This window comes from Arthrobacter gandavensis, assembly GCF_039528575.1.
Classification (GTDB): Bacteria; Actinomycetota; Actinomycetes; order Actinomycetales; family Micrococcaceae; genus Arthrobacter_B; species Arthrobacter_B citreus_B.
The window spans coordinates 1-643 of the sequence record NZ_BAAALV010000009.1 but is presented as its reverse complement, the minus strand read 5'-3'; the positions used below and the strand labels follow the sequence as shown (position 1 = coordinate 643).

The following is a 643-nucleotide window of genomic DNA, read 5'->3' as shown; positions in this document are numbered from 1 at the left end:
ACAGCCGCAGCACGGGCCTGCACCGCCGCAGCAGCAGACTTCAACTCCTCCAACACCCGCATCAAGTCCACCAGGTTCGGATCAGCCCAGGCCTCTGATAGATCTTCGCAGCTAGCCGGGTCCTGTAGGCAGTGCAGACATTCGCTTACGCTGTTCAAGAGCCTTTGCGCCGCCGGGACGAACTCCGGGGGTAAACGAACGGAATGATCCTCTGGCACAGCGGAGCGGTCCTGCTCGGAAGGACGACCAAAGTTCTCCGGAAAAGACGCAGGCAGTCCAGGTAGTCCAGATAGTCCAGACAACGGACCGGACACCGCCGGATGCCGCAATGAGGGTGCTGCTTCCATCTCCAACATGCCCACAGGCTACGAACGCGTCGCCGGCTAAAGACCAGTAGGAAGTCTCGATGTGGACATCGGCATTTGTCTACGGCCCACAAACCCGTGTTGGGGAGGAGAAGAAGACTGGATTTTCAGATCGCCGACTTGATCCTCGCGCACGCACCGCACGCTCCGGCGTCCGCCGCGCACGCACCGCACGCTTGGCCGCCCGCGCCCCGCGCCCCGCTCCCCGCGATTGGCCGCCCGCGCTTCGCGCTCCGGCGTCCGCCGCCGCCCGCGCCCCGCGCTCCGGCCCCGCGGTG

1 protein-coding gene is annotated in these 643 nt (G+C 65.5%); it reads right to left on the bottom strand.

Annotated elements, in window-relative coordinates; all coding sequences use genetic code 11:
• Window positions 1-356, bottom strand: a 356-nt coding sequence (locus ABFX29_RS16330) for a hypothetical protein (RefSeq protein WP_346038508.1), incomplete at its 3' end; no start/stop codon positions are given.
• Between the last annotated feature and the right edge of the window lie 287 nt (window positions 357-643).